We start from the raw sequence: 485 nt of genomic DNA on the forward strand, positions 1-485 counted from the left end.
CTACAGCTTTTAAATCGCCAACAGTAGCGACATTGGTTAAATTGGCTTTACTATTTGGCTTTATTAGGTCTGCAACTTTAATATTTGCCGATTCTAATTTTTTACTGTAAGTACTATTGGCGGTTTTTAAATCATCTTTGGCTTTTGATAGGACTACTTTAGCCTCTTTCAACTCATTTTGAGCATTTGCTAATTTTTCCTTTTCTTTTTTTAGTGCCTCTTCTTTCGCTTTTAATGCTTCTTGTAATTTAGCTTTTTCTTCTCCTTTAGATAAAGTAGCAATTGTTAATTTTTCTGCATCGATCGCTTCTTGTTTTGCTGCAATTACATCAGCTAAAGTGCTTACAGCTTCAAGTTTTATTGAAACCTGTTCAGCTTTTGTATTTACATCTTTTGCTTTTGATTTTACATTGTTAGCAAGTTTGGATATTTCTTTCTCGATTTCATTACTAGATAATTCAACACCTAACCCACTTGCTACGTTG

At 32.6% G+C, this 485-nt stretch carries 1 protein-coding gene; it reads right to left on the minus strand.

What is annotated here, in order from left to right; translation table 11 throughout:
• The coding region (locus F1B92_RS09005; protein WP_229771008.1) for a hypothetical protein at positions 1-485 on the minus strand (485 nt) is incomplete at both ends.

The sequence above is a fragment of the Campylobacter portucalensis genome, from assembly GCF_009690845.1.
GTDB lineage: Bacteria > Campylobacterota > Campylobacteria > Campylobacterales > Campylobacteraceae > Campylobacter_B > Campylobacter_B portucalensis.